We start from the raw sequence: 25,886 nt of genomic DNA, 5'->3' as shown, positions 1-25,886 counted from the left end.
ACCATAAGTAATCGTGTTACCATTTATAGAAGCCTCACTCGGCGCACCAAAGCCATTCCCGACTGCTATACTTCCAAACCCTGTTGCCTGATTTCCGTGTCCTAATGCACTACTCGCAATGGCACTTGCTACATTCCTTGAACCCACCGCAGTGCTATGATCACCCGATGCAGCATTAGTATAACCCAATGCACTGCTCATAGCACCCGATGCAGTATTCCTATAACCAAATGCACTGCTAACATAACCCAATGCAAGATTATTAGAACCCACCGCAGTGCTATAAACACCCGATGCATTATTCACATGACCCAATGCACTGCTAACAGAACCTGATGCAGTATTATTATAACCCACTGCACTGCTAAGATAACCCAATGCAGTATTATTATAACCCAATGCACTGCTAGTAATACCCGATGCGGTATTGCCCAAACCTACCGCATTACTGCCTGCACCACTGGCATTATTACTTACACCGACTGCGCTGGCAGCCACACCTGAAGCTATATTTTGACCTTTTTGTACCGCATCAATAAATGCCTGCTTTTCGTCAGAAGTTGGATTGGTATTGCCATCAATGGCTGTAATATTGCCCGTATTTAAAGCTGCAACCGATGTTGCTGTGGTGGTAATCGGAATGCCATCAATTGAGGTAATGACACCGCCTACACCTGGGACAATCAAAGCGTTGTTTATCCCTGAACCGATAGCATTTGAAAGCGTACCTGTGGCTTGGTTATGCGAACCTATGGCATTGCTAAATGTTTTACTGGCTGAATTTTGTACGCCGATAGCATTACTAAAAAAACCTGATGCAGCATTACCATAACCCACTGCACTGCTAACAGCACCCGATACAGTATTATTAGAACCCACTGCACTGCTATTAAAACCCGATGCAATATTTGCCATTCCCATTGCACTACTATTTATCCCAACCGTAATATTTCCGCCTTTCTTGGCTGCATTGATAAACGCTGCTACTTTAGCTGGTTGGTCTGCTTTGGTGGTCGTTACCCCACCCACTGTAAATGAATCAATATCATCCATATTCAGACTGGTTGAAGTTACGGTGATCCCTGCCACACTGGTCAAGGTTGTACCATTGTTAGTACTGATATGTGCAGTACCTCTCGCTGAACCTAAAGCCGTGGCGGTTGAAGTATGAGCATAATTGTCGCTGGCGATTGGCGTACTTCCGCCTGTAGGTAAATTATCAATCCTTGTATTTAAGGTTAAAACTTCGCTGTCTAGTTGTTTTTTATTGATTGCATCAGTATCGGCTGTACCTGCCTTAACATTGGTAATTTGTTTTTCTGCACCTGCTTTACCAACCGAAATACTGTTGTCTCGGTCAGTTTCAGAGTCGTTACCTAAAGCCGTTGCGCCTGTATGCGTGGCTTTGCTATAACTACCAAAGACACTGCTATTCGTTGCGCTTGCTGTATTGTTAAAACCAACGGCACTACTACCTACACCTGTTGCATTATTGATGACCCCAACCGCACTACTGGCGATACCTGAAGAAATATTAGATTTACTCCACCCTTGAACATAATCCAAAAAGACCTGTTTTTGTGCCAAAGTGAGCGTAGTATTACCATTAATAGAAACAATGTCATTTGCAGTTACATTGGATAAATCCGAATTAGCTGAAACACTTGAAGAGGTCACAATCGTCGTCACACTACTACCAGTACCATAAGTAATCGTGTTACCATTTATAGAAGCCTCACTCGGCGCACCAAAGCCATTCCCGACTGCTATACTTCCAAACCCTGTTGCCTGATTTCCGTGTCCTAATGCACTACTCGCAATGGCACTTGCTACATTCCTTGAACCCACCGCAGTGCTATGATCACCCGATGCAGCATTAGTATAACCCAATGCACTGCTCATAGCACCCGATGCAGTATTCCTATAACCAAATGCACTGCTAACATAACCCAATGCAAGATTATTAGAACCCACCGCAGTGCTATAAACACCCGATGCATTATTCACATGACCCAATGCACTGCTAACAGAACCTGATGCAGTATTATTATAACCCACTGCACTGCTAAGATAACCCAATGCAGTATTATTATAACCCAATGCACTGCTAGTAATACCCGATGCGGTATTGCCCAAACCTACCGCATTACTGCCTGCACCACTGGCATTATTACTTACACCGACTGCGCTGGCAGCCACACCTGAAGCTCTATTTTGACCTTTTTGTACCGCATCAATAAATGCCCGCTTTTCGTCAAAAGTTGGATTGGTATTGCCATCAATGGCTGTAATATTGTTGGTCCTTAAAGCTGCAACCGATGTTGCTGTGGTGGTAATCGGAATGTCATCAATTGAGGTAATGACACCGCCTGCACCTGGGACAATCAAAGCATTGTTTATCCCTGAACCGATAGCATTTGAAAGTGTACCTGTGGCTTGGTTACGCGAACCTATGGCATTGCTCAATGTTTTACTGGCTGAATTTTGTCCGCCGATAGCATTACTAAAAAAACCTGATGCAGCATTACCATAACCCACTGCACTGCTAAAAATACCCGATGCGGTATTATAAGAACCCACCGCACTGCTATCACTACCCGATGCGGTATTATAAGAACCCACCGCACTGCTATCACTACCCGATGCGGTATTATCAGAACCCACCGCACTGCTATAACTACCTGATGCGTTATTATAATAACCCACCGCACTGCTAGAACCACTCAATGCGTTATTCTTATAACCCACCGCACTGCTAGAACCAACCAATGCGTTATTATTATAACCCATCGCACTGCTATGAGAACCCGATGCGTTATTTCCATCACCCATCGCACTGCTATGAGAACCCGATGCAATATTTGCTGTACCTACTGCACTGCTGTAACTACCAACCGCTATATTTCCGCCTTTCTTGGCTGCATTGATAAACGCTGCAACTGCGGTTGGGTTGGCTGCTTTGGTTGTCGTAACACCATTGGCTGTAAAGGAGTCAATATCATTCAGACTTGTGCCTGCGCCCGTTGCAGTAACTGTGATGCCACCCACTGCGGTAATTTTTCCTGCCGTGGTTGTCGTTGTATGTTCTGTACCTTCCGCTGAACCTAAAGCCGTTTCGGTTGTAGAACGAGCGTAGTTGTCATCCGCCTGAGTATTGCTTCCCAAAATCATAGCTACGCTTAACGCCAGACTTTGTAAAACAAAAGGTTTAAAGGAAAAAACTCCGCTTTTTCCTTGTTCATCACACTGAACATTGCTTAGGCTATTTTGTTGTATACCTGTCGTGTTATCGGTCTTGCCTGCACTTTTGGCATTCTCCGAAACAACAATCATACGCCCCAGTGATTTATTCCAGATTTTTTTAAAGATGTGATTCATATCTGTACCTGATTTTTTTGACTATTAGGTACAATTACAAAGCATTACATACGAAGTTGTATATCACTGAAAACTGGTATTTTGACGAATGGTGATTATTTTTAAACAAAGATTATATAGGTAATCACTAAAATTTTATGGAAATAAATACGCTCAAAATGACAAATTTTGTCAAAATAAAACCTAAAATACCAAATTACAGTGATAGCCAAAACCCTGTATTGTGCCTATGCTAGAAACTGGGAATCACTTTTTAAGTCTTATTATGATTCACGTATCTCAAACTGAGCTGATCTTGCCTGTACCTGTCTTTATTCTGGAAGACGATGCAATCATGCAACAGCGTTTAAAAAGAATACTGTTAGAAATTGGCTATGCAGAAGACGCGCTTATTTTTGCCCAGACCTTATCTCAGGCAAAAGACATGCTTCAACAGTACCCGATTTCCTTTTCACTGGTTGACCTCGGTTTACCCGATGGTAATGGTATTGATTTTATAGAAAATTTAAGACAGACCGATGAGGTCTCACCTGTTTTGGTCATCTCGGCATGGAGTACGCAGGAAACCATTTTAAAAGCGATACAGGCGGGTGCAACGGGTTATCTTTTAAAAGAACGGGATGATTTCGAAATCATGTTATCAATTCGTAGTATATTACGTGGTGGAGCACCCATTGACCCATTTATTGCCCAACAAATTTTGTCAAAAATTCCATTTGAACAAAAAGTAAAAGATGTGGCGGTGGCAGAACAAAATAATTTACTCTCAACTCGGGAATTTGAAATCCTGCAACTGGTTGCTCAGGGAATGTCGAACCGAGAAATCGCTGATTTTCTTCATTTATCAAAATATACAATCGAATGCCATATCAAACATATTTACCGAAAACTTTCGGTCAGCAGCAGATCAAAAGCCATCAATACCGCACGTTCACTGGGTATTTTATAAAATATCTATGCTTATGCTGGCTCGTTATTCTGGCGCAAACTTCCTTTGCAAAATCTTCCGCATCTGAGCAAGTCAATTGCACCGCAAACATTCAGTCGATCCAAATGGCAAAAGCCATTGGACAAGACGGTACTCAACGTCCTGAAACAGGCTGGCAAAATGTAAAATTGCCCGATCAATGGGATAAGCGTAAATTCTACTATACGGGCAGTACATGGTATAAAATCGTGTGGGATTATCAGTGTCCAACCACAACAAAAACCCCAATCACCATTGTGATTAGCTATATCAATATGGCTGGTCAGGTTTTTATTAATAATGACTTGTTATGGCAAGATCAGTCTTTGGTTGAACCGCTTTCCCGTAGCTGGAATATGCCACGCTACTGGAATTTACCCGTATCCAGCCTAAAACAGGGCGAAAATATTCTTTGGGTACGTGTCGTCGGGGTAAAAACTCAAAATTCGGGTCTGGGTCAGGTCCTAGTGGGCAATGCTGATCAGGTCAGACCAAAATTTCAGATGTTTTGGAATCAACAACGTGTGTTGGTGTTTTTAAATTTAATCACGTCACTCACTTTAGGTGTAATTGCTTTCCTGGTATGGATTTTTCATCGTAAAGATCAGATTTTTGGCTGGTTTACCTTGGCAGCGCTCATGTGGAGCATGGTGATGTTTAATATCATTATGCTTGAAGCACCTTTTGGTTTAACCACATTACAAATCGCTCGTATCAGTATCGTGTGTTTTTTTGCTTATAGCTTATTTTCCTGTTTTTACGCATGGCGTTTGGCACAACGAAAATTCCCACGTTTAGAAAAAATTTTATTGTTGATGCTATTCATTGCGATTGGCATGGCCATACTGTTACCTGATACCGCGCTATACAATTTTATCTCGGGTACTTTTTCCCTTGGTCTATTGGTTCTATTAATAAATTTTATCAGTTATCAATGGATTGCCTATCGTTCCAAATTATTGGAAGCCTATTTACTGGCAGCAGTATTTTTGTTTTTTATCATTGTCTGTATTCATGATACATTCCAGATCATGCAATCCAATAATAGCTTTTTATGGATGCCTTATACCGCACCCTTAACAAGCTTATTAATTGCAATTATTTTAGCGTTACGTTTAGCCAAAAATTTAAGAGCAATTGAAAACTTTAACCAGACCCTCAAACAAAACATTCTTGAAGCCAAAAATGAACTAACACTTTCTCTCAATACCCAGCATCAACTTGAACTGGACAACGCAAAACTACAGGAACGTTTACAACTTGCCCATGATTTACATGACGGTTTGGGGGGTTCCCTCGTCCGTTCAATGGTCACAGTAGACCAAAGCCAGATCAATCTAAGCAATCAGCAGTTTTTATCCATGCTCAAAATATTAAGGGACGACTTGCGGCAGGTGATTGACAGTGGTTCAAGTACAGGTGCCAAAGTGCCTGACACACCCATTTTATGGGGAGCACCTTTACGCTATCGTTTCACCCAACTGTTTGATGAGCTGAATATCACAACAAAATGGTCTTTTCCAGAATCATGGCAAAAACAGCCAACCCCGCTGGTGTGTTTAACTTTGCTTCGGGTCGCAGAAGAAGCCCTGACCAATATTCTGAAACATAGTCAGGCAACATCGGTAAAGTGCGCCCTGTTTTTCTCCAAGGGGCAACTGGTACTAGACATTGAAGATAATGGTATTGGCTTTGATGTAGAAGCGGTTAAGAATGCAGGAATGAGTGTTGGACTAAGAAGTATGCAAACACGTCTGGAACGGCTGGGTGGACATCTTACGGTTCAATCCGAGGCTGGAAGAACCTGTTTAAAGGCCTGCTTGCCTGTTTAATTGCAGAATGTTCCAGCACACCAAAATGGTATGCTGGAATAACATGATTCATTATTTAATTGCATCCAACAACGTCTGTTGGGCATTATGGGGTTCTTCACCAGCGGCAGGTTTGTCTCGTTCCCATACACCATCGCTCTGTAACAACCATGCCTGTTGATTATCCTTGAGATAATTAAGTAAACCAAGTTGATAAATACGTTTTTTCGATGCTGGGTCTTCAATTGGGAAACATGCCTCAACACGATTAAACAGGTTGCGATCCATCCAGTCTGCACTTGAGCAATAAATACGTGGATTGCCATTGTTGCTAAAGTAATAAACACGGGTATGTTCAAGAAAACGGCCAACAATCGAACGGACACGGATATTTTCAGACAAATTTGGCAAGCCTGGACGTAGACAACAGATTGAGCGAATAATCAGGTCAATCTGCACACCAGCCTGAGAGGCTTCATACAGTTTATTGATCAGTTGTACTTCGGTTAGGGCATTGACCTTGACAATAATTTGCGCTGGCTTACCTGCCTTAGCATTGGCAATTTCTTCATCAATATAATTGATCAATTGTGCATGCAAGGTAAAGGGTGCATGCAGAAGCTTTTTCGGCTTCGCCATTTTGCCCATTCCTGTGAGTTCCTGAAAGATACGGTGTACATCTTCGCAAATGTCTTTATCTGTGGTCATCAAGCCATAATCGGTATAGATACGGGCATTGGTGGCATGGTAGTTACCCGTTCCCAAGTGCACATAACGCACCAGTTTATTGTTTTCACGGCGTACAACAAGGATCATTTTGGCATGGGTTTTATAACCAACAATGCCGTAAACCACGACAGCACCCGCCTCTTGCAGCACATTTGCAACTTCAATATTGGATTCTTCATCAAAACGAGCACGTAACTCAATCACAGCCGTGACTTCTTTACCGTTGCGTGCCGCTTCTGCCAAAACCTGTACAATTTCCGAATCCGCACCACTACGATACAGCGTTTGTTTAATTGCCAACACTTGTGGATCACGCGCAGCTTCACGTAACAGTTGAATCACAGGTGCAAAGGATTCAAACGGATGATGTAGCAAGATGTCCTGTTTCTGCATGGCAGAGAAAATACTTTCAGTCTTCTTAAAGACTTTGGGAATCACAGGGGTATGTGAGTCATAACGCAAGTGCGGACGTTTAAAATTGGAGAGTAAACGTGCCAGATTGACAGGACCATCAACTCGATAGAGCTGTTCTTCGTTCAGATCAAATTCATCCAGCAAATATTCATAAATATGTTTCGGGCAGTTATGTGTCACTTCCAGACGTACCGCACGACCAAAACGGCGTGAACTTAATTCACCTTTCAATGCCTTTGCCAAATCCTCTACATCTTCATTCAAGGCCAAGTCTGCATTACGGGTGACACGGAACTGATAACAGCCTGTTGCGGTCATACCTGGGAACAGATCAGACACATGCTCATGGATGATTGCGGACAACATCACATGATGCTCTTTACCACCTGTCAATTCATCAGGTAAACGCACCACACGCGGTAAAGAACGTGGTGCAGGCACAACCGCCAAGTCAATCTGACGGCCAAAGGCATCCTTACCCTCTAGTGTCACGATAAAGTTCAGACTTTTATTCACCAAACGTGGAAATGGATGTGCAGGATCAAGGCTGATTGGTGTTAAAACAGGAGCGACCTGTTCCTGAAAATACTTTTTAATCCATGCCGATTGTGCAGGAGTTAATTCACCACGGCGTAAGAAACAAATATCTTCCTCACGTAACTTCGGCAGGATTTGTTCATTCAGGATACGGTATTGACGTTCAATAGCCGCATGTGCCGTTTTAGAAATCTGTTCAAGCACTTGTTTAGGGGTTAGACCATCTGGGCTACGGCTCTCATTGCCCAGCGTCAGTTGTTCCATCATCCCCGCAACACGGATTTCAAAGAACTCATCAAGGTTGCGTGAAAAAATCAGCAGGAAGTTCATCCGCTCCAATAATGGATGAAGTGGATCGACTGCCTGTTCCAAAACGCGCAGATGGAAATCGAGAATCGAAAGTTCACGATTAATATAGCGGTCATTATAGCTGTATTCTATTGGGGTCGTTGTAGCCACTGCCGTATTCATACCAAACCTTGTTGATTTATCATTGATCAAGACATGGTTTAAGTATGCTGCAAAATTATTTCAATTTGGTAAAAAAACCCAAAAATATTGGGCTTTTTTCACTTCATCACACTTTAAGATGGGCTTACTCTGGAATCTGGGTTGCATTCATATATTTCAGGATGCTTCTTTTACGGTACTGAAGTTTTCGGTCATCCCTATGATCCTGATAATATTTTGGGTTAGGTAATAATGCAGCAAGAAAAGCAGCCTGTTCACGGGTCAGGCTTTTTGAACTTTTACCATAATAAAACTGTGCTGCCGCCTCAACCCCATAGAGATTCTGGCCGAATTCCACTGCGTTCATATACACTTCAAGAATACGACGTTTTGACCACATTCGCTCCATCATCCAGGTCGCAACAACTTCCTGTCCTTTTCGAATAAACGAACGCTTATTGTAGAGGAACAGATTTTTTGACAGTTGCTGCGAAATGGTGGAACCACCCGCTACAATTTTGCCCTTTTCATTGTTTCGTTCCAAAGCATCCTGAATACCCTCAAGGTCAAAGCCATGATGATGGATAAACCTAGCATCCTCAGCCGCTAGAATCGCATGCTTAAAATTATCACTAATGTCATCATAATCACGCCATTGCTGCTTGATTGGCTTAAAGTCGGTCAGATAATCCCAACGCATAAACATGGTGGTTTCAACAGGATGAGTACGCCACCACACCAGACTGCTAAAAATCCAGAGCTGGATGAGCAATACCAGACCAATAATCAACATGAGCGCGCGCGCTAAAAAGGCTTTCATTAAAGTGCATCACTCCTTGGGGCATCTGTTCTGCAAAATATCAGCAAACCACGTAAAAATCGTTGATATTTTGTAGAACATATTCATGCTAAGCTATTTTTACATCAATCACTTGCTTAAACCTATGACTGAAATGACACCACCACAAATCAATAATCAAAAGTTAAAGATACAAACATGGTGGTTTACTGCGCTACTGATCACAGTCAATGTCGGATTATTTGGCTGGCAAATTGTTTCAGGTGTGAATATTACCGACCCAGCGCCTGTAGATGCAATTGCCTGGGGCGCAGATTTTACCCCACTCACTTTTATGGGACAGCCTGAACGTTTATTTACCAGCATGTTTTTTCATTTTGGCTTGATTCACCTCATGCTGAATATGTGGGCACTCTATATTTTTGGCAGTGTGGCAGAACAGTTGTTTGGTCGGTTGTATTATATCGGAATGTACGTGCTGGCCGGTTTGATGGGCAGTTTACTTTCCAGCTATCTGACTATTCGTAATGGCTATGAATTATTACAACATTTTGATCACCTTGCGGGACTACAATCGTCCCTCATCCCCCATATCAGCGCAGGTGCGTCTGGTGCAGTGATGGGATTGGGCGCAGCACTCACTGTTATTTCATTGTTTCCACCTTTGCCTCAGCAACGTTTTTGGCTGGACAAAAAATCATTATTGATGGTAATGGCAATTAACATTGTGTTTGGTTTCACCGTGGCAGGCATCAATAATGCGGCACATATTGGTGGCATGATTATGGGTGCTTTATTGGCAGGTGCATGGTATCTGGGAGAAAAAATACAAAAACCTGCTTTGATTCAGATCGGTGCTTTAATTATAGGTACTGTATTACTCGCTGCTTTTTATTTCTATTGCACAGAATTAAGTACAGGGCTTGATCCATTATGGAATGAGATTTTAAGGCAGAATCAGTTGAATTAATTGTGATTATTTATATAGCTGGCAGGTTGCCATCTGCCCCTGCAACATCTCCATGATGATATAACTATTGCATACTTACTCATAGATGTATAAAATTTTATACATGACTCAACCACAACCTGAAAAGAGTATTTACTGGATTGGATCATCTTTAGATGATTTAAAAGAATTTCCAGCCGACGTGAAAAAACATTTTGGTTTTGAACTTCACGCAATTCAGCATGGCACTGAACCTGCTCAATGGAAACCTATTCCCAATTGGGGCACAGGAGTCATTGAACTTAAATATAAAGATTCATCTGGCGCATATCGAGTTGTATACGTTGCAAAATTCAGACATGCAATTTACATACTCCATTCTTTTCAGAAAAAAACACAACAAACAGCCAAACCAGATGTTGAGATTATCAAAGCACGTTATAAAGAAATTGCGTTATTGGAGGAACAATATGAGCAAGATTGATACACAAATTCGTCATATCACTCAACCAACAGACAATATTTTTGCAGATTTAGGCTTAGAAGATGCTGGAAATTTAAAAAAAGAAGCAGATGCTTTAGCCAATGCAAAATTAGCTTTAACCAGAGTCGTTGCTGATTGGGTACAAGAAAATCATTTCAAGCAAGAAGAAGCTGCTGAAATATTAGGTGTTAGTCGTCCTCGCTTATCTGATGCAATCAATGCAAAAATATCGAAATTTACATTAGATGCGTTAGTCACAATGGTTTCTAAAACAGGACACTCAATTACTATTAGCATCACAAATTAAGGGATTCTTGGAATCCCTCATTTTAAAGCCTTTCTTTCATCAAGACTGATTCATTTCCCTTAAACTCTGCAATGGTGGAATATCACATAAATAACTGAGGCGATAACGACCAATCAACATACAAATCAGCATCATGCTTAACGGTAAAATCAGCCAAATCGCAGGATGCCACTGAATCGCCATTTGCATTTTATAGCTGGCAATCGCACTGATCACCTCGGCAAATAAACAGGCCACCAAGCCCGACAGCAAGCCAATAAAACCAATTTCCAGACTCAACATCTGTTTCAGCCTGTTTTTACCGCTCCCAAAAGAGCGTAATAACGCCACTTCCTTACGGCGTTCATCCATCAGCACATTCAGGCAGGCAATCAACACCAACACACCAGACAGCCCTACCAACAACGCCAATACGCTAATGATCTGCACCAATACATCCACCAGACGCTTGACTTCATCCAGAATCCGTCCGACATCAATAAACACGGTATTAGAAAATTGCTGAATCAGTTGCACCATTTTTGGCTGATCTGCTGGTGGTACATAAAAACTGCCCAGATAACTGCCTGCATTTTCATCCATGCTTTGCGGTGAAAAGATAAAGAAAAAGTTTGGGCTAAAACTTTCCCACTCCACTGAACGCAGATTGATCACGGTTGCCTGCAACGTGCCCTCTGGCAAACTGAAATCAAGACGATCACCGATTTTAATGCCCAATTCATTTGCCAGTTTAGCTTCTACTGATACCTGCCCCACTTGGCTAAATTTCGGATTACCCTCGGTAATCACATTATCTTTCGGATATTCTGTGGCCTGTGTCAGATTCAGTTCTCGACGCAAGGAATTATTTTGCTTGACCAACTCAGGCGCAAAGGCCTGCCCATTTTTTGCAATTAAACGTCCCCGAATATTGGGATACAAAGGTGTGGATTGCCAGTGATTTTGTTCAAGTTGCTGCTTGAACTGCGGCATATCAAAAGGCGGCAAACCATACACAAACTGATTCGGTGTACCCTCAGGCAATTGTTGTTGCCAACGCTGTAATAAATCGGTTCTCAGCACACTGAGTACCGTAATTAAACTTAAGCCTAAAGCCAGCGCAGTGACTTGCAAGGCAGTCTGATGTGGAATCCGTACATAAGCCGAAATTGGATGTTTCAGTTGTTTAATGGCTTTGAGTAGCAGCCAAATCAGGGTATAAAGCACGGCACACAGGATTAAAATTGCAGCCAAGACCAATAGGCTGAGTTGTAGATTATCACTTAACACCAAGCTAAAAATGATCAAACTCATCACGCCCACTGTAAACATGGCAAAGTAAGATTTACGCGAACGCTCCTGCTGGCGGATCACCCGAATAGGTGGTGTATTCAGCAATTCCCAGATACTTGGCAGGATAAAACCAATCAGCACCATCACACTGGTAAAAATTGCCACAGGCAACGCCAGCAATAAATCAGTCACGGCAAAGCTGAGTTGCAATTGTGGAATCAGTTGCAACATCAATTGTAATAAAGCATAGCCCAAACCAATGCCAATCAAGCTGCCAAGTGCAATGGAGAGCGCACTAACAATGCCAAGCAAGGCAATATAGGCAAGTAGAATCTGCCACTTGCTTGCCCCCAGACAACGCATCAAGGCAATATGATCCTGATTCTGTTGTACATAACGTTGGCTGGTCAATGCGATGGCAATCCCACACAGCAAAATGGTCAATAAATTGGCAAGTTGCAGGAATGTATCCAGATTCTCAATCGGTTTCATCAAGCGTGTATTGGATTGATTGGCATCACGAAGTTTAAGTGAACTTTGCTCATTATTCTCAAACTGCTGGTGTTGCTGCTGTTCAGAATGTAACTGATTTTTTTGCTGCTTAAAGATTTTTTTAAAGGCTTTCACTTGCTCGGGCGAACCTGCCATCAGCAGACGATATTCAATACGGCTACCGACCTGAACCGCATTGGTTTTAGCAATATCTGACTGATGAATCATCACTGTCGGTGAAAAACCTGAAAATCCTAGCTCCTGATTGGAGTCATGTTCAATCACACCTGTCACGGTAAACTGTCCATCGGCAATCGCAACCTGATCACCTAGTTTGGTATGTAATAAATCCATCACACGAGGACTCAACCAAACCTGTCCCTGCTGAATAGATTGCGCTTTAGGCTGAATTTCTAGCTTGCCCCTTAATGGAAAATGCTCATCAACCGCCTTGACGTTGACCATGACAAACTGGTCTTGGGTATGTGCCATTGAACCAAATACTGTCACAGGTGCCTGTTTTAAATTCAACTTTTGCGCTTGTTGTCGCCATTGAGCTTGAATGGGATTATTATCCGTCATCACCAGATCAGCACCCAGCATTTCCGCAGCCTGTAAAGCCACCGCATTCTGGACCTGACTATTACTAAATTTTAATGCGGTAGTGGCACTAATCGCCAAAGACAGTGCAATAATCAGTAAATACAGTCCACCTGTACGAAAACTTTGCAGCAACAATGGCTTGAGAATCGAATTCATGTTCTCTCCCCAGCCTTGCCGATTTCCTGAATCTGACCATCGACAAGTTTGACATGGCGCTGACATAGTGCAGCCAGATTTTGGTCATGCGTGACCAACACCAAAGTTGTACCTAATTCTCTATTTAGATCAAATAATAGCTGCTCAATTTCCTCGGCAGTTTGCCCATCCAGATTGCCTGTTGGTTCATCGGCAAAAATGATCTTCGGTTCGGCAATCAGCGCACGGGCAATCGCCACACGTTGCTGTTCACCGCCTGACAAGACTTTTGGGGTTTGCTGTGCCTGACGAACCAGCCCAACTCGTTCCAACCATGCCAGTGCTTTTTGCTCAGCTTTCCTAAAGTTAAAATCAGGTTGCAGACGTAACGGCAACATCACATTTTCCAGTGCACTCAGTTGCGGTAAAAGCTGAAATGCCTGAAATACAAAGCCAATGTTTTCCAGTCGTACTTGCGCACGTTGTTCTTCTGTTAAGGTATGAACCGCTTGCCCACAGACTTCCAATTCGCCTGAACTTGGCCGATCCAGCGTCGCCAAAATACCCAGTAAAGTCGATTTCCCTGAACCAGAACGTCCCGTAATTGCGATCTGTTCACCCTGGTAAATGTCCAAATCAATGTCTTTTAAAATGGTTAAGCTTTGCTGGTGAATCTGAATATTTTGTGTAACTTTTCGGGCAGAAATAATTGGTTGTGGCATGATGTCACGTATCCTTTAGGACAAATTTTAAATGCGATGCAAAACTCTAAAGTTATCAGTTCAGTTTCTAAAACAGTTGCAATCATGGCCCTCTGTGTGATGCCAACACTGGTTTCAGCCAAGACCATTTTAATTGTGGGTGATAGCCTGAGTGCAGGTTATGGCATAGAGGCCAAACAAGGCTGGGTGAACCTGTTACAACAACGTTTAGACCAACAGTATCCGAAACAGCACAGGGTGGTCAATGCCAGTGTCAGTGGCGAAACCACCAGTGGCGCATTGGCACGACTGCCAAAATTGTTACAAACCTATAATCCTGAAGTGGTGGTGATTGAACTTGGCGGCAATGATGGCTTGCGTGGACAACCACCCCAGATGATTCAGAAAAACTTAGCCCAATTGGTACAACTGAGTCAAAAGCAGAAAGCCACCGTTTTACTGTTTGGTATGAAAATACCACCGAATTATGGAACTGCGTACAGCAAGGCTTTTGAGAATAATTACAAAATTGTAAGTCAGCAGTATAAAGTGAAGCTTCTGCCGTTCTTTTTGGATGGTGTGGCAGGCAATAAAACTTTCATCCAGAATGATCAAATCCACCCCAATGCCAAGGCACAACCAATCATGCTGAATTTGGCTTATCCTTATATTAAAGGGGCTTTATAGTAAATAATTTCAATCAATTCAGGGCGAATTCAATTCCGCCCCTACCCAGATCAAAAATCAAAAAATGTTACTTCGCCTGTTTCCAATGAGTATTCAGCACCGACCACAATCAGCTTGCCTTTCTCAATCAACTGTTCTAGCACAGCAGAACCATGACGCAACTGATTGACCGATGCAAATACATTGGAGCGAACCGCATGGGCAGACAGCTTTTTCAAATCACCTTTGAGTTCGGTTTGCATCAAAATTTCAACCGATGGACGAACCCGATTCACGATCGACATCAGGTTTGAGGATGGTGGCTGCTCTGGATGCATCAGGGTATCAATGGTGGCCTGAATCGCACCACAATGGCTATGCCCCAGCACCACCACCACGGCACAGTCATATCGCTCTGCCGCAAACTCAACACTTCCCACCTGTGACGGCGCAACGATATTGCCTGCAACACGAATCACGAACAAGTCACCCAGACCTTGATCAAACACCATTTCCGCAGGCACACGAGAGTCTGAACACCCTAAAACAATGGCAAAAGGATTTTGTTCGCTTGCCATTTCGGCACGTTCCTGATGGGTGAGTAACTTCTGCTGAGTTGCCTCTCCCTTTACAAAACGGGCATTACCAGCTTTTAAACGTTCCAGAGCTTCTTTGGCGGTGAGCATGTTTAAATCCATCTATGATTGACATGAAAAAAGAGTTTAATGTACGCCTGTTTGAAAGTCACTGACAAAAATAGAATCCATCTAAATACCAGCCTGTCTTTTAATCAGGAAAATAGCGAAAAACGAATGATTTCATTGGCAAGAATTTCCATACATCTGTAAATTATGCAAATGACTCCCCTCACATCTTCCCCAATAATCAATGGGTTTAAAAATAGATCAAGGATAGAACAAATCATGATGAACCATCTTTTTTCCACCTCCTTTCGCAAGACCTTAACCGCAGCTTTAATTTCATGCAGCTTGGCGACCATCGCAATCAGCTCAACACAGGCAGCGGAAATAGAAATGAGCTTCCAGAATGTGCTGCAACAGGAACGTGCATGGGCAGGTTTACAGAGCAAAACATTAAAAGTCGGTGATATCACCTGGTCATATAGTGAGGGTGGTCAGGCTGGAAAACCGATCGTGATTTTAATTCATGGCCTGGCGGGCAGCCGTGACAACTGGAACCGTGTGGCACGGGCCTTAACCGCCAACTACCACGTGATCATCCCAGACTTGCCAGCCAGCGGTGAAACACAAGTTCCGAAAGATTTTGACTATTCCATTCCAAACGTCACTGAAAAGTTACGCCGTTTTGTTGAGGCAGCCAACCTAACCAGCCCAGCACATATTGCAGGTCACTCACTTGGTGGTTCAATTGCCATGCTCTATGCAGGGCAATATCCATTTGAGACCAAAAGCCTGTTTTTAATTGATGCTGCGGGCGTATATAAGGCCGCCACCACACCTTATTTAAAGGATCCAAACCACATTAAAAACATGATTGTCAGCAAAAAAGGCGATTTTAACTTTTTAATGCAGCAGGTCATGTTTACCCCTCCATTCATTCCAAAGGAAATTGCTCAGGCACAGGAAAAAATGATGATTGGTCAGGCCGAGCAAACCCAGAAAATGGTAGATCAGTTAATTGTACTCAATAAGTTATATACGCCAGATTCATTTGCGTTGCTGGCAAGATCCATTGATGCACCAACACTGATTTTATGGGGCAAGCAGGATAAAATTATCAATGTTGAGGTTGCACCTGAGTTAAAATCACTGCTAAAGAATGCGCAGACACCTGTCATTCTGGATAATGTGGGCCATATGCCTATTCTGGAAGCAGATCAATTGGTGGTTCAGCAATATTTACCATTTCTGAACAAGATTCAGTCACAAAAACCTGTAACTGCGCCAACTCCGTAAACCTAAAGTTATAAAATCCTATGCCTAAACATCCAATGATAGAACAACTGATTGACGCACAACTTGATTTTCTGGATCAAGAGTTTACACAAGCCGAAACCATTCAACATGAGTTTAAACAGTTCTATCATTGGTTGCGCTTACAGCAACTCCAACATATCTGGTCATTTGAACAAATCTTTAAGCTGATTGAGAAACAAATCCTGAACACACCTGCCAGTTCATTTCTGATTGAACAAATTGCAGAACATATCCGCTTTGCCCTGATTCATCCACGTAATGAGCAAACCAATATCGAAGATGTAATTCCTGTTTTAACCATTGACTCAATTGCGCAATATGTTGCAGGTAAAAGTGACCATCGCCAGCGCCTGATTAAAACCATCGTGAATAATCCTGCTTTTTCTGCCCTGATTACCCAGTTGATTCAACATTCCATTCAGGACTATTTAGAAAATTCGGTCATGTCTAAACGTGTACCTGGCGTTGGACATTTTATGAAAATGGGAAAATCGGTTCTCGAAACAGTGACTAATTCCAACCTGAATGACACCATTGGACACTATTTACAAAAGAATATATTAAAGATCAGCCAAATGAGCGAACGGGTGTTAAACCAGCACTTTAATGAAGACAAACTTTACCATTTCCAGGCCAACATCTGGCATAAAATTAAGGTTATGCCCTTATCAGTATTACGCAACTATATTGAGGTACAAGACCTACCCCAAACTGTGGGAATGGGGCATGAAATATGGGATCATATCCGTCAAACAGATTATTTAAAACAGCAGGTTCATGATGGGACCTATGCATGGTATGCACGTAATCAGGAACGCACATTTGATTTATTACTCCGCGATCTGAATATTGATGAAACCCTGATTGAAAATGAATTGAGTGATTTACTGACACCTGTGTTACAGCAAGTGATTCAAACAGGTTATTTAAGACAACGTGCCCGCACCTATTTAGAAAAATTTTATTATTCAGAACAGATGTCTGAAATTTTGACAAAACAAGGCGCATGATGCGCGGTGAGCGCCTCCATATTGCGTGATGTGGGAGCACCTCGGTTTGTTATCCATCTGAGAAAAATATTGGATTTTTTTTCAACATTAAAAAAAGCCCTCGCAAGGGCTTTCTCAATAGATTGTATTTCCAGCTTTATTACTTGAAATATGCACCCTCAGCCTGAGTATGGTCAGTTTGGTCAACCACACGCTGTAACTCAGGAACGTGCTGCTTCAAAGTGGTTTCCACACCCTGCTTCAACGTCACATCAATAGCTGAACAGCCCTGACAACCACCACCAAATTTCAACACAGCAGTTAAACCATGCTCAGGATCGTTCTGTACTTCAACCAGACTACAGTTACCGCCATGCCCTTCCAATCCAGGATTAATCTCAGATTGCAGCACATAAGTGATCCGTTCTTCAATTGACGCATCTGGCCCTACACGAGGTACTTTCGAGTTAGGCGCGCGAAAAGTTAATTGTCCACCAAAACGGTCTTTGTTGTAGTCAATCACGGCATCAAGCAAATATGGAATAGATGGCGCATCGATATAAGCTGAAAAGTCTGGATAATCCTGCTTATAGTCAGTTGGCACCACTTCTTCAGGTGCACTATAGGCCATACAACATTCGGCACGTGGTGTACCTGGATGTTCTACAAAAACTCGAACGCCAATTCCTGGAGTATTTTGCTTTGTTAATAAATCACTTAAATACTCTTGTGCAGAGGGAGTAATCAAAAGGTTTGGAATTTCTTCTGCGACAGCAGTGTTGGTGTTCTCAGTCGACATAACAATAATCCTCAAGCTGATGTCGTTATATTAACCGAAGATGGAGGGGATTTAAAAAAAATCAACCATTTTTGTAGGAATTATATGCCAGATGATTGTTTATTCACTTTTTAATGGCATTATTGCCTAGACACTGATCAATCAAAAATCTTTATGCTACATTTGCCCTTTAGTCACACTGTGACACTCATCATTATTACCGTTGCAATTTCCCTATTGGCATTTTCCAATCAGGCCGTCATGAACCGCCTGATTTTCTGGCCACCCGCCATGCAGCGTGGACAATATGACCGTTTCATCACCCATGGTTTTATCCATGCCGATGGAGCACATTTACTGTTCAACATGATCACGCTGTTTTTCTTTGGCAATATTATTGAAAGCTTTTATCGCCAATTCTTTTATGATATGGGCTTTGTACTGTTTTATCTGGGTGGACTGGTCTTTGCTATTCTACCCAGCTACCTAAAGCACCGTCATGATGTACACTGGGCAAGTTTAGGGGCTTCTGGCGCGGTTTCAGCGGTCTTGTTCGCCTATATTTTATTTCAGCCCTGGAACCTGATTTTTGTCTTTTTTATTCCTGTGCCTGCCATTATCTTTGCAGTTTTATATGTTGCTTACAGCATCTGGTCGGGTAAACGAGGTAACAGCAATATTAACCATAGCGCCCATCTCTGGGGAGCGGCATATGGCGTGGTGGTCACCATTCTGCTGGAACCACGGGTGATTCCACATTTTCTCAATCAGCTCACCAAATTACCATTTTAATAAATATTCAGGACTGGCCCCATGTTTGGGGCTTTTATCTATCACATCTCATTTCGTCAGATAATTGCATAAAAGTATTTGATACATCAATCGTTAAGCAATTTCAGCTGGAAATGCGATGACCTGATCAATCTTGACCTGATTCATTGCCACCATCAATAAACGGTCTATACCTAGCGCAATCCCTGAACATTCAGGCATATTCGGCAAGGCTGCCAGTAAATGCTGATCTGTTGGAATTACAGGTAATCCCTGCTTGGCACGTTCTTTATTATCCGCTTCGAAACGGGAAGCCAGCACATCCGCATCCAGAAGTTCATCATAGGCATTGGCCAGTTCAAGCCCCTCAATATAAACCTCGAAACGCGCTGCGACCAGTTCCCCATCCTCATCCTGTTTGACTTTTGCCAGCGATGCCATTTCAGGTGGAAAATCAGTTAAGAAAACTGGCGCATCAAAGCCCAGACTCGGCTCAACAAAATGGGAAAACAACAGATCCATATAAGCCAAGCGGTCATCTCCCAGATCAAGGTTAAGTCCAACCCGATGAGCTGTGTCTTTGAGTTGCTTCAGTGTTGCCTGCAAGGGATTAATATCCAGACGATCCTGAAAAGCATGTTTATAGCTCAGAATAATGGGACGAATTTCACCAAAGCGATGCATCAGACAGATTTCCAGCAATTCTGCGGTTTCATGCATCAACGCCTTTAAGTCCAGTCCAGGCCGATACCATTCCAGCATGGTAAATTCACTATTGTGTTTACGTCCATGCTCATCATCACGAAAAACTTTACAGATTTGGTAGATCGGCCCACTGCCACTGGCCAGCAAACGTTTCATGGGAAATTCTGGCGAGGTCTGCAAATATTGAGTATTTAATTTTCCATGTATATGACGCTGCACCTGTACGGAAGCCAAATGAACATCGGTTACACCTGCCTGGGATAAAATAGGTGTTTCCACTTCCAGCACATTGCGCTCAGCAAAGAACTGGCGAATTTTCTGGTACATCTCCGCACGTGCTTTTAAGGCTTCAATGGAACAGGTCGGTTGATAGGTTTTCGTCGCTTGACTCACGCCTTTGGCCCTCCATGTGCAGCCCATTCACGACGCAAAGGATAGTTTTTACGGAGTAAATCAAAAGCTTTCTGCTCTACATTAGCTGCCTGAACACAGGCACGAAGCTGCTGATCATCTTCAGCAATATTATAAATCTGGATCAAATGTTGCTTTAATGAGGCTTTTAAATCCTGCTGCCCGAAATATTGTTCAACAGTTGGCAACTGACTCTCAAAATGTTTTGATGGTTGATAGCCAAATGTATGACAAAAGGCCTCATAGATCATCTGTGTGCCTCTTGCCTTACCCTCCAGACTATAGCCCGCGATATGTGGCGTTGCCAAAGCCAATCTTTCTAAAAGCTCTTGAGGAATTTCAGGTTCAAACTCAAACACATCCAGCACAACCTGACGTTTGGTCTTTTCAATATCTGCCATCAGTGCTGATTGTTGAATCACTGGACCACGTGCGCTATTTATCAAAATAGCCGAAGGTTTCATTTCAGCCAGTGCAGCTTCATCAAATAAATGCAGTGTTGGATAATCACCAGATGTGGTTAGAGGCACATGAATCGAGATCGCATCAGCCTGTTTTAACAGCTCCTGAAAGGATACATTTTCAATGCCAGCGAGTTGCACATAAGGGTCATAGCCAATTACATTCCAACCCAATAACTGCGCCATCACTGCCAGCCGTTTTCCAACATTACCCAAGCCAACAATCGCTAAAGTAAACGCCTTATTTTTTTCCAATAAATCCATATTTAGATGCAGTAAGGCTGTAATGACATATTCAGCAACTGCCTGCGCATTACAACCTGCCGCATTGCTCCATGCAATATTCTGTTGTTCTAAAGCTGGAATATCGAGATGGTCTGTGCCAATGGTGGCACTACCCACAAATTTAATCTGAGTTTGATCAATTAAATCATGGTTGACCTTTGTCACGGATCGAACCAAAAGTGCATCGGCATCCTGTACATTGGCATGTGTCAGTGCACGCCCTGCCTGATGCTGTATTTCTGCAAATTCCGCAAAGAAATAATCGGTAAATGCCAAATTTTCATCTGCGATAATTTTCATGCAGTGCTTTCCATAAATTAATCTGTGCTTATTATCCTTGGAGTACTGTTCATTGACAATTCATATATATAAAAAAGGAACCGTACCGGGTTTGTCGGAGACTTTTTTATTTAAGTTAGGCCACCTGACCTAACGGGTTAATCTTATCATAGTACATTGCTTCAAACTCAAAAGGTGATACATAACCCAGTGCACTGTGTACACGCTCTTTATTGAACCAATCTACCCAGTTTAGTGTCGCAAGTTGTACATCCGCTAAACCTTGCCAATCCGCTTTTAAATATTCAATCACCTCTGTTTTGTATAAGCCATTCACCGTTTCAGCCAAAGCATTATCGTATGAATCACCGGTCGTACCGACTGATGCTCGTAAATTTGCTGCTTCTAAACGATTGGTATAACGAATGGAAAGATATTGCACGCCTCTGTCACTATGATGAATCACGTTCTTTGGCATGCCTCGATCATGCAATGCTTGCTCCAGTGCATCGAGCACCATATCTGTATTCATACGTGTTGATACTTTCCATCCAACAATTGCTCGCGAGAACACATCAATAATAAAGGCGGTATAGACCCAGCCTGAATGAGTTTGAATATACGTGAAGTCAGCGACCCACAGCTGGTCAGGATGATCTGCATTAAAATTGCGTTTTACTAAGTCATCTGCTCGTTTTTGATCATCTCGGCTACGGGTGGTTTGTTTATTCTTACCACGCCAAACACCTTGTATACCTAGCTTCTGCATCAATCGAGCAACTGTACAACGTGCGATAACATAACCTTCACGTTTCAATTGTTGCCAGACCTTACGCACACCATATCGACCTAAACTTTCTTTCCAAATACGTTTGATTTGCTCTGCATGATGCAGGTCATGCAGATCCCGTTTCGCTCGATCTTCTGGGTTATCAACGAGATCTAAAGCCCGATAATAGGTCGAAGCTGCAATCGGTAAAATTCTACAAATCGCTTCAACACCATATCGATCTTTATTGTTATGGATAAAATCCACCATTATTTGTGTAGGGGGGCGAGCTCCGCCTGGGCGAAAAAAGCGGCTGCTTTGCGTAGAATTTCATTGGCACGTTGCAGCTCTTTATTTTCACGTTCGAGCTGTTTAATACGTTCTTGATCTGAAAGCTGCTGTACTTAAACTGGATTTTGTTGATCCAAATATTTTTGATGCCAGGAACGTAGTGTTTCAGGGGTACAACCAATTTTAGGTGCAATTGCTGTGATTGCAGCCCAAGTAGAAGGATAATCTTTTTCGGATTCAATCAATAATTGAACCGCTCTGTCTCTGATTTCAGGAGTATATTTTGGTTTTGTCATTGGGACATTCTCTCAAGAAAAATGGTCTCCGACAAACCCGGTACGGTTCAAAATGACGATGCTTGTCCTTTACGTAGTGCACGCATGACCTCAATACCTTTAATTGTGGCATAAGCCGTCTTCATAGATTTGAATCCTAATGTGGCCCTGATGATCCGCTTTAGCTTGCCATGATCACATTCAATCACGTTATTTTTATACTTAATCTGCCTGTGCTCAAGGTCTGGTGGACATTTACCTTCCCGTTTTAACCGTGATAAAGCACGTCCATATGTGGGTGCTTTATCCGTGTTGATCACTTGTGGAATTTGCCACTTCTTCATATTATTTAAAATTTTTCCAAGAAAACAATATGCTGATTTGGTATTACGTCTAGAAGAAAGATAAAAATCAATGGTATCGCCACGTTGATCGACTGCACGATACAGATAAGACCATCGTCCATTCACTTTTACATAGGTTTCATCAATATGCCACGAGCTCAGATCTGTAGGATTACGCCAATACCAGCGTAAACGTTTTTCTATTTCAGGAGCATAACGTTGAACCCAACGGTAAATAGTCGTGTGATCAACATTCACACCCCGTTCGGCCAGCATTTCCTGCAGTTCACGATAGCTAATGCCATATTTACAATACCAGCGCACAGCCCAAAGAATGATTTCGCCCTGAAAATGCCGACCATGGAAAGGATTCATATGCTGCACCTTTAGCTAAAACATTCTTCAGCTTACCATTCGTGGTTATTTGCAACAGTGCCAAATAGATTCATTTTCGATACTCTTACTTCAAAGCCAAAATTTTTCGGGCACCATTAAGTACGAATAAAGAAACCAGTATGCCAATGATTAAGTCTGGATAAGCTGATCCCGTCCACGCCACGAGTACACCGGCAAATATAACGCCCATATTTACGACAACGTCATTCGCCGAGAAAATCCAACTGGCTTTCATATGTGCGCCATCTTCTCGATGACCAGAAATAAGATATAAGCATGTCACGTTAGCTATAAGTGCGAGCAGGCCAATAACAATCATGAGCATTGATTCTGGCTCGCTTCCAAACATGAATCGTCTAATGACATCAACAATCACGATAACAGCAAGTAATAACTGAATCCAACCTGCGAAATGGGCTGCTTTTATTTGATATTTCGCAGCTTTTCCGACGGCATATAGCGCAATACCATAAACGGCTGCATCGGCAAACATATCTAGAGAATCAGCAATCAATCCTGTAGACGCAGCAATAATACCGCTGATGAATTCTATAAAGAAAAGTAGAGCATTAATACCTAATAACAGTTTAAGTACTTTAGCTTGTCTCACAGGATCAGGTTCATTAGGTATATCGCCTGAAGAAAGCTGTGTTTCATCAAGTTTCGCCCCAAAACCCAGTCCTTCGAGTTTAGCCGTAATTTGCTGAATCCCTTCATTATGGAAGACTTTCAGTTTTCGATTGGGAAGATCAAAAGTAAGACCTTTAACTGCTTCAATATCTGCAAGAGCCATACGGACCATTTGCTCTTCAGCAGAGCAATCCATTTTAGGAATGGTGTAGGTACTTGTTTGCTTAGCCTGTTGATTGCTTATATAAGTTTCAGTCTTCACAAGCTTTGCACCAAAACCCAAAGCTTCAAGTTTGGTGGTTATATTTTCATCTTTTTGATTATGTAGAACCTTTAAAGAACGGTTAGGTAAATCAAAGATGAGTTTTTGAACACCATCAATTGAAGATAGCGCCATACGAACCATCTGTTCTTCCGCAGAACAATCCATTTTGGGAACTAAGTATTCACTCATGTAGTGCGAATCTTTTAAAACGTTTTCAGTGCTTAAATTTTCTTTGGGATCAGAACCACAACAGGATTGAGCGGTATCTTCACAACTGTTTGAAGTGTTACAGCAAGGAGATGAAGATTTTTCTTCTTCCTCTTCACCACAACAGCTAGGCGTATTATCACAATTCTTTGAATTGCTTGCTTCTGCAATTGATGGATGATTTTCTTGTTGAGATTTCTTATCTTCGCATGGTGTTTCTTTACTACATCCACAACCACTCATAATTATACCCATTAAAAAAATTATAAACTTTGAATATTAGAATCCCTATAGTTACTATAGAGTCAAGAATCTTTGGAAATACTAACTCAATGCATTTAAAAATTGGTGAACTCTCTAAAAAAACCTCATGTTCAGTATTAACAATTAGGTTTTATGAAAAGGAAGGTTTAATTCCGGAACCCGAAAGAACGGAAGGAAATTACCGCCTTTACGATATAGGCTATGTTGAGCAAATTAAGTTTATTTTGAATTGCCGAACTTTAAATATGAGTTTGAATGAAATTCGTCAATTACTCACCTATAAAGATAATCCCAAGAAAAATTGTTCAGATGTGAATGAATTAATTGACTTACATGTCAGTGCTATCAGAGAAAATATAATCAAGCAACAAAAGCTTATTGAACAATTATCTGATTTAAGAGGTACTTGTGATGGCTTATGTACAATTGACCAATGTGGAGTTCTAAAAAATCTAGCTTGATTATCTAGACCTACGCTTTTTTCAAAAAATCGGCACTGTTGCAAATAACCACGAATGGTAAGCTGAAGACTGTTTTAGCTAAAGGTGCAGCATATGAATCCTTTCCATGGTCGGCATTTTCAAGGCGAAATCATTCTTTGGGCTGTGCGCTGGTATTGTAAATATGGCATTAGCTATCGTGAACTGCAGGAAATGCTGGCCGAACGGGGTGTGAATGTTGATCACACGACTATTTACCGTTGGGTTCAACGTTATGCTCCTGAAAGGCTTTGTTGCACAAAGATTTCATAACTATATGATTTTAAAAGTTTTGATTATTTTTTGATCTAAAATTAAATTTATTTAAATCAAATGCTTACATATTTATGCAACAAAGCCCCTTCAGGACCGTGGATATCTTTCAATTCTAAATTCTTGATACTGTAATGACTACAATGCTTCTTTTATATATTAAAAAGGAAACTATTATGAATCCTGCCAACCAGAAATAAAATTTAATGATCTAAGATACTTATCCTAATCAGACTAAATAATGCTTAACTGTATTAGTTAAGATTTCTTGTGTAACTCCATGTGATGAAAATCTAATTTTGTTAGTATAAGCCTTCAATATATTTCACGACTGCAATTTTTGGATTTATATGTCACTGAAA

Annotated in this window: 21 protein-coding genes, 2 pseudogenes and 1 other annotated feature; of the genes and pseudogenes, 11 read left to right on the top strand and 12 right to left on the bottom strand. The window is 41.8% G+C overall.

Features of this window, described 5'->3' with window-relative positions; all coding sequences use genetic code 11:
* Window positions 1–3,378: ESPR-type extended signal peptide-containing protein (locus tag F967_RS14295; protein ID WP_004798508.1), on the bottom strand; the 3,378-nt coding region annotated here is incomplete at its 3' end.
* Window positions 3,379–3,607: 229 nt separating this feature from the next.
* On the opposite strand from F967_RS14295, the gene F967_RS04750 reads away from it, so the two are divergent.
* The gene (locus F967_RS04750; RefSeq protein ID WP_004798505.1) at window positions 3,608–4,327 is read left to right on the top strand and encodes a response regulator transcription factor; all 720 of its coding nucleotides are present in this window, start codon (window positions 3,608–3,610) and stop codon (window positions 4,325–4,327) included.
* A gap of 104 nt (window positions 4,328–4,431) precedes the next feature.
* Window positions 4,432–6,177 (top strand): sensor histidine kinase, encoded by a 1,746-nt coding sequence (locus tag F967_RS04745; protein WP_004798504.1) that lies wholly within the window; start codon window positions 4,432–4,434, stop codon window positions 6,175–6,177.
* Between the two features lie 51 nt (window positions 6,178–6,228).
* On the opposite strand, the gene ppk1 is transcribed toward F967_RS04745, so the two are convergent.
* Both ppk1 and mtgA read right to left on the bottom strand, forming a co-directional pair.
* Window positions 6,229–8,307: a polyphosphate kinase 1 gene (gene ppk1 / locus F967_RS04740; protein WP_004798502.1), complete on the bottom strand. Its 2,079-nt coding sequence runs from the start codon at window positions 8,305–8,307 to the stop codon at window positions 6,229–6,231.
* 124 nt (window positions 8,308–8,431) lie between these two features.
* A complete protein-coding gene (gene mtgA, locus F967_RS04735) occupies window positions 8,432–9,106 on the bottom strand; it encodes a monofunctional biosynthetic peptidoglycan transglycosylase (RefSeq protein ID WP_004763949.1) in 675 nt (224 codons plus the stop codon).
* A gap of 124 nt (window positions 9,107–9,230) precedes the next feature.
* On the opposite strand from mtgA, the gene F967_RS04730 reads away from it, so the two are divergent.
* From F967_RS04730 to F967_RS04720, 3 genes are all read left to right on the top strand, one after another.
* Window positions 9,231–10,055, top strand: coding sequence for a rhomboid family intramembrane serine protease (locus F967_RS04730; RefSeq protein WP_034427461.1), 825 nt, complete (start codon window positions 9,231–9,233; stop codon window positions 10,053–10,055).
* Between the two features lie 103 nt (window positions 10,056–10,158).
* Window positions 10,159–10,518, top strand: a complete 360-nt coding sequence (locus F967_RS04725; protein ID WP_228127215.1) for a type II toxin-antitoxin system RelE/ParE family toxin — start codon at window positions 10,159–10,161, stop codon at window positions 10,516–10,518.
* Window positions 10,505–10,825, top strand: coding sequence for a helix-turn-helix domain-containing protein (locus F967_RS04720; protein WP_004674780.1), 321 nt, complete (start codon window positions 10,505–10,507; stop codon window positions 10,823–10,825). Before F967_RS04725 ends, F967_RS04720 begins: the two co-directional genes overlap by 14 nt.
* A gap of 39 nt (window positions 10,826–10,864) precedes the next feature.
* Here F967_RS04720 and F967_RS04715 read toward each other — a convergent pair whose 3' ends face one another.
* Complete coding sequence (locus F967_RS04715; RefSeq protein WP_004798494.1) at window positions 10,865–13,348, bottom strand: ABC transporter permease; 2,484 nt, start codon at window positions 13,346–13,348, stop codon at window positions 10,865–10,867.
* Window positions 13,345–14,049, bottom strand: a complete 705-nt coding sequence (locus F967_RS04710) for an ABC transporter ATP-binding protein (RefSeq protein WP_004681415.1) — start codon at window positions 14,047–14,049, stop codon at window positions 13,345–13,347. Before F967_RS04710 ends, F967_RS04715 begins: the two co-directional genes overlap by 4 nt.
* 84 nt (window positions 14,050–14,133) lie before the next feature.
* On the opposite strand from F967_RS04710, the gene F967_RS04705 reads away from it, so the two are divergent.
* Window positions 14,134–14,715, top strand: coding sequence for an arylesterase (locus F967_RS04705; RefSeq protein WP_378251355.1), 582 nt, complete (start codon window positions 14,134–14,136; stop codon window positions 14,713–14,715).
* Window positions 14,716–14,765: 50 nt separating this feature from the next.
* On the opposite strand, the gene F967_RS04700 is transcribed toward F967_RS04705, so the two are convergent.
* Window positions 14,766–15,380, bottom strand: coding sequence for a carbonic anhydrase (locus F967_RS04700; RefSeq protein ID WP_004681417.1), 615 nt, complete (start codon window positions 15,378–15,380; stop codon window positions 14,766–14,768).
* A gap of 237 nt (window positions 15,381–15,617) precedes the next feature.
* On the opposite strand from F967_RS04700, the gene F967_RS04695 reads away from it, so the two are divergent.
* Both F967_RS04695 and F967_RS04690 read left to right on the top strand, forming a co-directional pair.
* Window positions 15,618–16,631 carry an alpha/beta fold hydrolase gene (locus F967_RS04695; protein ID WP_004681420.1) on the top strand — a complete coding sequence of 338 codons (1,014 nt, stop codon included), beginning with the start codon at window positions 15,618–15,620 and terminating at the stop codon, window positions 16,629–16,631.
* Window positions 16,632–16,651: 20 nt separating this feature from the next.
* The gene (locus F967_RS04690; protein WP_004681422.1) at window positions 16,652–17,662 is read left to right on the top strand and encodes a hypothetical protein; all 1,011 of its coding nucleotides are present in this window, start codon (window positions 16,652–16,654) and stop codon (window positions 17,660–17,662) included.
* Between the two features lie 139 nt (window positions 17,663–17,801).
* Here F967_RS04690 and nfuA read toward each other — a convergent pair whose 3' ends face one another.
* Window positions 17,802–18,440, bottom strand: coding sequence for a Fe-S biogenesis protein NfuA (nfuA, locus tag F967_RS04685; RefSeq protein WP_004681423.1), 639 nt, complete (start codon window positions 18,438–18,440; stop codon window positions 17,802–17,804).
* Window positions 18,441–18,593: 153 nt separating this feature from the next.
* On the opposite strand from nfuA, the gene F967_RS04680 reads away from it, so the two are divergent.
* Window positions 18,594–19,211 (top strand): rhomboid family intramembrane serine protease, encoded by a 618-nt coding sequence (locus F967_RS04680; RefSeq protein ID WP_004681425.1) that lies wholly within the window; start codon window positions 18,594–18,596, stop codon window positions 19,209–19,211.
* 93 nt (window positions 19,212–19,304) lie between these two features.
* On the opposite strand, the gene epmA is transcribed toward F967_RS04680, so the two are convergent.
* The 5 genes and pseudogenes from epmA to F967_RS04650 all read right to left on the bottom strand — a co-directional run bounded on the left by epmA (window position 19,305) and on the right by F967_RS04650 (window position 24,751).
* Window positions 19,305–20,315 carry an EF-P lysine aminoacylase EpmA gene (gene epmA / locus F967_RS04675; protein WP_171063071.1) on the bottom strand — a complete coding sequence of 337 codons (1,011 nt, stop codon included), beginning with the start codon at window positions 20,313–20,315 and terminating at the stop codon, window positions 19,305–19,307.
* Window positions 20,285–21,352, bottom strand: a complete 1,068-nt coding sequence (locus F967_RS04670; RefSeq protein ID WP_004798486.1) for a 4-phosphoerythronate dehydrogenase — start codon at window positions 21,350–21,352, stop codon at window positions 20,285–20,287. Before F967_RS04670 ends, epmA begins: the two co-directional genes overlap by 31 nt.
* Window positions 21,353–21,467: 115 nt before the next feature.
* Window positions 21,468–22,687 (bottom strand): annotated as a pseudogene (locus tag F967_RS04665) (IS3 family transposase).
* Window positions 22,296–22,412: a sequence feature (AL1L pseudoknot), on the bottom strand. Its footprint overlaps the pseudogene before it by 117 nt.
* A 47-nt stretch (window positions 22,688–22,734) precedes the next feature.
* The gene (locus tag F967_RS04655; RefSeq protein ID WP_004798482.1) at window positions 22,735–23,385 is read right to left on the bottom strand and encodes an IS6 family transposase; all 651 of its coding nucleotides are present in this window, start codon (window positions 23,383–23,385) and stop codon (window positions 22,735–22,737) included.
* Between the two features lie 85 nt (window positions 23,386–23,470).
* Window positions 23,471–24,751, bottom strand: coding sequence for a cation efflux transmembrane domain-containing protein (locus F967_RS04650; protein WP_004755884.1), 1,281 nt, complete (start codon window positions 24,749–24,751; stop codon window positions 23,471–23,473).
* An 89-nt stretch (window positions 24,752–24,840) separates the two neighbouring features.
* Between F967_RS04650 and cadR the strand changes: the two genes are divergently transcribed.
* Complete coding sequence (cadR, locus tag F967_RS04645) at window positions 24,841–25,233, top strand: Cd(II)/Pb(II)-responsive transcriptional regulator (RefSeq protein ID WP_004681436.1); 393 nt, start codon at window positions 24,841–24,843, stop codon at window positions 25,231–25,233.
* 93 nt (window positions 25,234–25,326) lie between these two features.
* Window positions 25,327–25,497: pseudogene (locus F967_RS04640) on the top strand (IS6 family transposase); the annotation flags it as partial.
* Window positions 25,498–25,886: the final 389 nt, after the last annotated feature.

The sequence above is a fragment of the Acinetobacter sp. CIP 102637 genome (genome assembly GCF_000368425.1).
In the GTDB taxonomy this organism is placed as follows: Bacteria; Pseudomonadota; Gammaproteobacteria; order Pseudomonadales; family Moraxellaceae; genus Acinetobacter; species Acinetobacter parvus.
This window is presented reverse-complemented; position numbering and strand designations above follow the sequence as displayed.

Excerpts from the sequence above, each read along its gene's own strand:
- cadR (WP_004681436.1), top strand. The coding sequence starts at position 24,841 with ATGCATTTAAAAATTGGTGAACTCTCTAAAAAAACCTCATGTTCAGTA.
- F967_RS04670 (WP_004798486.1), bottom strand. The coding sequence starts at position 21,352 with ATGAAAATTATCGCAGATGAAAATTTGGCATTTACCGATTATTTCTTT.
- F967_RS04650 (WP_004755884.1), bottom strand. The coding sequence starts at position 24,751 with ATGAGTGGTTGTGGATGTAGTAAAGAAACACCATGCGAAGATAAGAAA.
- F967_RS04655 (WP_004798482.1), bottom strand. The coding sequence starts at position 23,385 with ATGAATCCTTTCCATGGTCGGCATTTTCAGGGCGAAATCATTCTTTGG.
- nfuA (WP_004681423.1), bottom strand. The coding sequence starts at position 18,440 with ATGTCGACTGAGAACACCAACACTGCTGTCGCAGAAGAAATTCCAAAC.
- F967_RS04710 (WP_004681415.1), bottom strand. The coding sequence starts at position 14,049 with ATGCCACAACCAATTATTTCTGCCCGAAAAGTTACACAAAATATTCAG.
- mtgA (WP_004763949.1), bottom strand. The coding sequence starts at position 9,106 with ATGAAAGCCTTTTTAGCGCGCGCGCTCATGTTGATTATTGGTCTGGTA.
- F967_RS04745 (WP_004798504.1), top strand. The coding sequence starts at position 4,432 with ATGGCAAAAGCCATTGGACAAGACGGTACTCAACGTCCTGAAACAGGC.
- F967_RS04750 (WP_004798505.1), top strand. The coding sequence starts at position 3,608 with ATGCTAGAAACTGGGAATCACTTTTTAAGTCTTATTATGATTCACGTA.
- F967_RS04695 (WP_004681420.1), top strand. The coding sequence starts at position 15,618 with ATGATGAACCATCTTTTTTCCACCTCCTTTCGCAAGACCTTAACCGCA.
- F967_RS04720 (WP_004674780.1), top strand. The coding sequence starts at position 10,505 with ATGAGCAAGATTGATACACAAATTCGTCATATCACTCAACCAACAGAC.
- F967_RS04700 (WP_004681417.1), bottom strand. The coding sequence starts at position 15,380 with ATGCTCACCGCCAAAGAAGCTCTGGAACGTTTAAAAGCTGGTAATGCC.
- F967_RS04680 (WP_004681425.1), top strand. The coding sequence starts at position 18,594 with ATGCTACATTTGCCCTTTAGTCACACTGTGACACTCATCATTATTACC.
- epmA (WP_171063071.1), bottom strand. The coding sequence starts at position 20,315 with ATGGGCTGCACATGGAGGGCCAAAGGCGTGAGTCAAGCGACGAAAACC.
- F967_RS04725 (WP_228127215.1), top strand. The coding sequence starts at position 10,159 with ATGACTCAACCACAACCTGAAAAGAGTATTTACTGGATTGGATCATCT.
- F967_RS04690 (WP_004681422.1), top strand. The coding sequence starts at position 16,652 with ATGCCTAAACATCCAATGATAGAACAACTGATTGACGCACAACTTGAT.
- ppk1 (WP_004798502.1), bottom strand. The coding sequence starts at position 8,307 with ATGAATACGGCAGTGGCTACAACGACCCCAATAGAATACAGCTATAAT.
- F967_RS04705 (WP_378251355.1), top strand. The coding sequence starts at position 14,134 with ATGGCCCTCTGTGTGATGCCAACACTGGTTTCAGCCAAGACCATTTTA.
- F967_RS04730 (WP_034427461.1), top strand. The coding sequence starts at position 9,231 with ATGACTGAAATGACACCACCACAAATCAATAATCAAAAGTTAAAGATA.
- F967_RS04715 (WP_004798494.1), bottom strand. The coding sequence starts at position 13,348 with ATGAATTCGATTCTCAAGCCATTGTTGCTGCAAAGTTTTCGTACAGGT.